The organism is Polaromonas sp. P1_E3 (assembly GCF_056405935.1).
Window position 1 is genome coordinate 1 of record NZ_JBFUBD010000203.1, and the last position, 5000, is coordinate 5000.

Consider the following 5000-nt stretch of genomic DNA (forward strand, 5'->3'; position numbering starts at 1 on the left):
GGCCAGTTCTACCTGGACCAGCCTGCCCGCACCGGCAAACGCGGCGGCGCCTGGATGGACGACGTCCGCACCCGCTGGCTGCGCCCCGACAACGGAAAGCTGCAGACTCCGGTGGCGCACCTGGTCTGCAACTTCGCAGAAGGCGTGGGCGGCAAACCGGCCCTGCTGACGCACGATGACGTGACCACGCTGTTCCATGAGTTTGGCCATGGACTGCACCACATGCTGACCCAGGTGAACGAGCGCGACGTCTCCGGCATCAGCGGTGTCGAATGGGACGCCGTCGAGCTGCCCAGCCAGTTCATGGAAAACTTCTGCTGGGAGTGGGATGTGCTCAAGCACATGACGTCCCACGTGGACACCGGCGCCCCGCTGCCGCGCGCGCTGTTCGACAAGATGCTGGCTGCCAAAAACTTCCAGAGCGGCATGCAGACCCTGCGCCAGGTCGAGTTTTCGCTCTTCGACATGCTGCTGCACACCTCTCACGATCCGTCAGGCAACCTGATGGATCTCCTGAACGAAGTCCGCCGCGAAGTGGCCGTCATCGCAGCCCCGGCCTACAGCCGTACCGCGCACACATTCAGCCATATTTTTTCCGGGGGCTATGCGGCCGGGTATTACAGCTACAAGTGGGCTGAAGTCCTGTCCGCTGACGCTTATGCCGCTTTTGAGGAATCCGCCCTTCCCGCCGCCAATGCAGGTACAAACACTGATACCGGCGCGGGGGCGGGCACCGTTAATGTAGAAACAGGGCGAAAATACCGGCAAGCCATCCTGGAGGCAGGCGGCAGCCGTCCGGCCATGGAATCATTCAAGGCTTTCCGGGGCCGCGAGCCAACGCTGGACGCGCTGATGCGCCACCAGGGTATGGCCTGAAGCCTGGGAAAAGCCACTTCAATTCAAGTTCAAGACTGACCGAGGAAACCATGAAATCAAACGCTGTTAGGTCCTTCTCACCCCATGCCCTGCTGGCCATGTTGCTGCTGGGCGGAAGCCTCATTTTTATGGCGCTGCCTTCGCACGCCCAGCAGGTTTACCGCATTGTTGGCCCGGACGGCAAGGTAACGTTCTCCGACCAGCCGCCCCCCGCGGCAAGCGGCGCCAAGGTCAACACCGCCAATACCGGGGCATCAGGCAGCGCATCGGCGGGCCTGCCTTTTGAACTCGCCCAGGTGGCTTCCAAATTTCCCGTGACGCTCTATACCGGCGACAACTGCGGCCCCTGCGCTTCCGCCCGCACGATGTTGACCGCCCGCGGCATTCCTTTTTCAGAGAAAACCGTCACGACCCCTGAAGACAGCGCAGCGCTGCAGCGCCTGAGCGGCGACGCCACCATTCCCTTTCTCACCATCGGGGGCCAGCAACTCAAAGGGTTTTCCGACGCAGCGTGGACGCAATACCTGAATGCAGCGGGCTACCCGGCAACTTCAGCCCTGCCCCCAAGCTATCGGCGTCCGGCGGCTACACCGCTCGTCTCGATCGCAGCGGCCCCCGCCGGCGCCCCTGCAGGCACAGCCAACGGCAATACCGCACCCGCACCCCGCCCCGCACGCCCTGCGCCACCGCCGCCCAACGAAAACCCCGCCGGCATCAAGTTCTGAGCCAGGCCTCTAACAACGCAAAACGCCGGGTACAAGCCCGGCGTTTTGCATTGGGTTAAAGCCCAGACGTAAAGAGGTAAGAGCTGGCGGCCTGAAGCGCCAGCGGCGGCCTGAAGCGCCAGCGTCAAAACACCAGCGTTTTGACCCCGCTCGGCGCACCCAGCAGGCAGACATGCGCCTTCTGGTGGGCAAACACCCCTACTGTCACCACGCCCGGCCACTGGCTGACCAGGGACTCAAACGCCAGCGGGTCGGTGAGCTTCAGCCCGGTCACATCCAGGATGTGCTGGCCGTTGTCGGTGACCAGCGGCTTGCCGTCCTTGAGCCGCAGCGTAGCCGTGCCGCCCATGGCCGCAAACTGCCGGGCAATGCGTTTGGCAGCCATCGGAATCACTTCGACCGGCAAGGGAAAGCTGCCCAGCGCCTGCACCAGCTTCGACTCGTCGACAATGCAGACGAACTTGCGCGACTGGGCCGCCACGATTTTTTCGCGTGTCAGCGCCGCACCGCCCCCCTTGACCATATAGCCCGCGTTGTCGATCTCGTCGGCACCGTCGATGTACACCGCCAGTTCGTCCACTTCCGTCGCGTCAAACACCTTGATACCCAGCGCCTGCAGCCGTTCCGTCGAAGCGACCGAGCTCGACACCGCACCGGCAATGCGATCCTTCATGGTGGCCAGTGCATCGATGAATTTGTTCACGGTCGAGCCGGTGCCCACCCCCACAATGCTGCCTTCCTCCACATAGTGCAGGGCCGCCTGGCCGACCAGGGTTTTGAGTTCGTCTTGGGTCATGGCTTGGGTCATGGGCTTTGGTTGTGAAAGTGTTGAAGGATGCTGGGGGTAGCCAGGGGTGAAACTGGTTTTGCGACAATCAGGCTTCATGCCCGGCCTGCCCGGGTGGTTCATCGCCTCATCGCCAACAGCCGAATTATCCAATGTCCCTGCTCCCCTACGCCCTGGCCCGTCCGTTTTTATTTGGGCTTGACCCTGAAACCGCCCACGAATTGACCATGGCCTCGCTGGCGCGCACCCAGGGCACGCCGCTGTCGCTGGCGTATTGCGGCAGCCGGGTCAGCGACCCGGTCGAGCTGGCCGGCCTGAAATTTTCCAACCGCGTGGGCCTGGCTGCAGGACTCGACAAAAACGCCCGCTGCATCGATGGCCTGGCCGCCATGGGTTTCGGCTTTGTCGAAGTCGGCACCGTCACCCCTCTTGGCCAGCCCGGCAACCCCAAGCCGCGCATGTTCCGCCTGACCGAAGCCAACGCACTCATCAACCGCCTGGGCTTTAACAATGAAGGGCTGGCCGCTTTTCTGGCCAATGTGCAGCGCTCCAGCGTGCGCAAGCAAGGCGCGCAAAACACCCTGCTGCTGGGCCTGAACATCGGCAAGAACGCCGCCACGCCGATTGAAAACGCCGTCGACGACTACCTGACCTGCCTGGACGGCGTGTATCCGCATGCCGACTATGTCACCGTTAACATCTCCAGCCCCAACACCAAAAACCTGCGCGCCCTGCAAAGCGACGAGGCCCTGGACGCCCTGCTCGGCCGCATCGCCGAACGCCGCGAAGCGCTGGCAAAGCAGCACGGCAAGCGCGTGCCGATTTTTGTGAAGATCGCCCCCGACCTCGATGAAGCCCAGGTCGATGTGATTGCCGCCACGCTCAAGCGCCACGCCATGGACGGCGTCGTCGCCACCAACACCACGCTGAGCCGCGACGCCGTGAAAGGCCTGCGCCATGCCGAAGAAGCCGGCGGCCTGAGCGGCGCCCCGGTGCTGGAGGCCAGCAACCGCGTCATCGGCCAGCTGCGCGCGGCACTCGGCAAAGGCTTTCCCATCATCGGCGTGGGCGGCATCATGAGCGGCGCCGACGCCGTCTCCAAGATCAAGGCCGGCGCCGACGTCGTGCAGATCTACACCGGCCTCATCTACAAAGGCCCCGAGCTGGTGACCGAGGCCGCGACTGCCATCAAAAACAGCCGCTAGGCCAATAGGAACGTGCGCAAGCAGCTATTGAATTAGTAGCACGCCTACAAGGAACGGCGTCGGCTCACGAAGCCTTCTTGCGCGGCACCGCCGCCGCTCGCGGCCTGGCTACTTTGGCGGCCTTCTTCTTCGCCGCGCCCAGTTCTACCCACACCGGCGCATGGTCGCTGGCGTGTTCCTCCCCCCGCACCCAGCTGTCTACCCCGGCGGCTTTCAGGCGCGGCGCCAGTTCGGCATTCAGCAGGATGTGGTCGATGCGCAAGCCCGCGTTGCGCTGCCAGTGCTGGCGAAAATAATCCCAGAAGGTGTAGATGCGTTCGTCCGGGTGCAGCTGCCGCAGGCTGTCCACCCAGCCCTGGGCCAGCAGCTTTTCATAGGCCGCCCGGCTTTCGGGCTGCAACAGCGCGTCCTTGCGCCAGGACTTGGGGTTGTAGATATCAAAGTCGGTCGGCACCACGTTGAAGTCACCGGCCAGCGCAACCGGGTGGCCCGAACCGTAGAGCGCCAGCGCGTGCCGCTGCAGGCGCTCAAACCAGGCCAGCTTGTAGTCAAACTTGGGGCCGGGCTGCGGGTTGCCGTTGGGCAGGTACAGGCAGGCCACGATGATTCCGTCTACGGCGGCTTCCAGGTAGCGGCTGTGGTCGTCAGCCGCATCGCCGGGCAGTTCACGGCGTATTTCAACCGGCGCCTCGCCCCTGGCCAGAATCGCCACGCCGTTCCACGAGCGCTGGCCTTTCCACAAGGCGCCGTAACCCGCCTCCTGCAGCGCAGCCTGCGGAAACATGCCGTCAAGCGCCTTCAACTCCTGCAGGCACACCACGTCAGGCACCTCTTTCTCAAGCCAGTCCAGCAATTGAGGCAGCCGCGTCTTGATACCGTTGACGTTGAAGGTCGCGAGCTTCATCGGAGGCGGTTGGCCAAACTACGTCAAACGCCAGGTGAAGGTTTGCCCCGGCTAGGCGTGCGCCGGAAAGCTTCCGCACCGCCGCTGCCGCCGCCGTCGGGAAAGCTGTGCTGCCGGAGCGTTCCGGCCGTTCCACGTTCCGTGGGTTTGACGGGGTTTTCAATCAGGGTGCTGGCATCGTTGCCGTCTGCTTCGTCGTCCGGCTCGCTATGGGGCGGATTCGGCACAATCGCGCCTTCACCGGTCTTGGCGCGCGTCGGGCTGGTGTTGGGTTTTGCCATGGGTGCTCCAGAAATCGATGCTTCAAAGTACCAGCGCGGGCCAAGGGCGGGTGTCAGACAACACCGCAAGCCTGCTGCCCTGATACCCCGGTAAGGCGACAGAAAAGGCGATGYGAAGCGAGCCGGTCAGGCCAGCATGAGCCGCGGAACCGGCTTCGCCGGGCGATCTAGAAGCCACCCCCGTCCAGGCTCACTGCGTGTAGCCTGTTCCCCCCTCGAGGG

The 5000-nt window shown here is 63.9% G+C and carries 6 protein-coding genes; 3 read left to right on the forward strand and 3 right to left on the reverse strand.

All coding sequences use genetic code 11. The annotated features are described in order from the left end of the window. Together AC1D0Z_RS15860 and AC1D0Z_RS15865 are read left to right on the forward strand one after the other, a co-directional pair. Positions 1 to 876, forward strand: an 876-nt coding sequence (locus tag AC1D0Z_RS15860) for a M3 family metallopeptidase (protein ID WP_477659183.1), incomplete at its 5' end; no start/stop codon positions are given. Between the two features lie 50 nt (positions 877 to 926). Continuing rightward, positions 927 to 1601 carry a glutaredoxin domain-containing protein gene (locus tag AC1D0Z_RS15865; RefSeq protein WP_477659184.1) on the forward strand — a complete coding sequence of 225 codons (675 nt, stop codon included), beginning with the start codon at positions 927 to 929 and terminating at the stop codon, positions 1599 to 1601. Positions 1602 to 1725: 124 nt separating this feature from the next. Here the strand turns inward: AC1D0Z_RS15865 and rpiA are convergent, their stop codons facing one another. Then, complete coding sequence (gene rpiA / locus AC1D0Z_RS15870) at positions 1726 to 2397, reverse strand: ribose-5-phosphate isomerase RpiA (RefSeq protein WP_477659185.1); 672 nt, start codon at positions 2395 to 2397, stop codon at positions 1726 to 1728. A gap of 143 nt (positions 2398 to 2540) precedes the next feature. Between rpiA and AC1D0Z_RS15875 the strand changes: the two genes are divergently transcribed. After that, on the forward strand, positions 2541 to 3593 hold the full coding sequence (locus AC1D0Z_RS15875; RefSeq protein ID WP_477659186.1) for a quinone-dependent dihydroorotate dehydrogenase: 1053 nt from the start codon (positions 2541 to 2543) through the stop codon (positions 3591 to 3593). 64 nt (positions 3594 to 3657) lie between these two features. Here AC1D0Z_RS15875 and xth read toward each other — a convergent pair whose 3' ends face one another. Next, the gene (xth, locus tag AC1D0Z_RS15880; RefSeq protein WP_477659187.1) at positions 3658 to 4497 is read right to left on the reverse strand and encodes an exodeoxyribonuclease III; all 840 of its coding nucleotides are present in this window, start codon (positions 4495 to 4497) and stop codon (positions 3658 to 3660) included. Positions 4498 to 4520: 23 nt separating this feature from the next. Beyond that, positions 4521 to 4778: a hypothetical protein gene (locus AC1D0Z_RS15885; RefSeq protein WP_477659188.1), complete on the reverse strand. Its 258-nt coding sequence runs from the start codon at positions 4776 to 4778 to the stop codon at positions 4521 to 4523. Positions 4779 to 5000 lie beyond the last annotated feature (222 nt).

Excerpts from the sequence above, each read along its gene's own strand:
- AC1D0Z_RS15865 (WP_477659184.1), top strand. The coding sequence starts at position 927 with ATGAAATCAAACGCTGTTAGGTCCTTCTCACCCCATGCCCTGCTGGCC.
- rpiA (WP_477659185.1), bottom strand. The coding sequence starts at position 2,397 with ATGACCCAAGACGAACTCAAAACCCTGGTCGGCCAGGCGGCCCTGCAC.
- AC1D0Z_RS15875 (WP_477659186.1), top strand. The coding sequence starts at position 2,541 with ATGTCCCTGCTCCCCTACGCCCTGGCCCGTCCGTTTTTATTTGGGCTT.
- xth (WP_477659187.1), bottom strand. The coding sequence starts at position 4,497 with ATGAAGCTCGCGACCTTCAACGTCAACGGTATCAAGACGCGGCTGCCT.
- AC1D0Z_RS15885 (WP_477659188.1), bottom strand. The coding sequence starts at position 4,778 with ATGGCAAAACCCAACACCAGCCCGACGCGCGCCAAGACCGGTGAAGGC.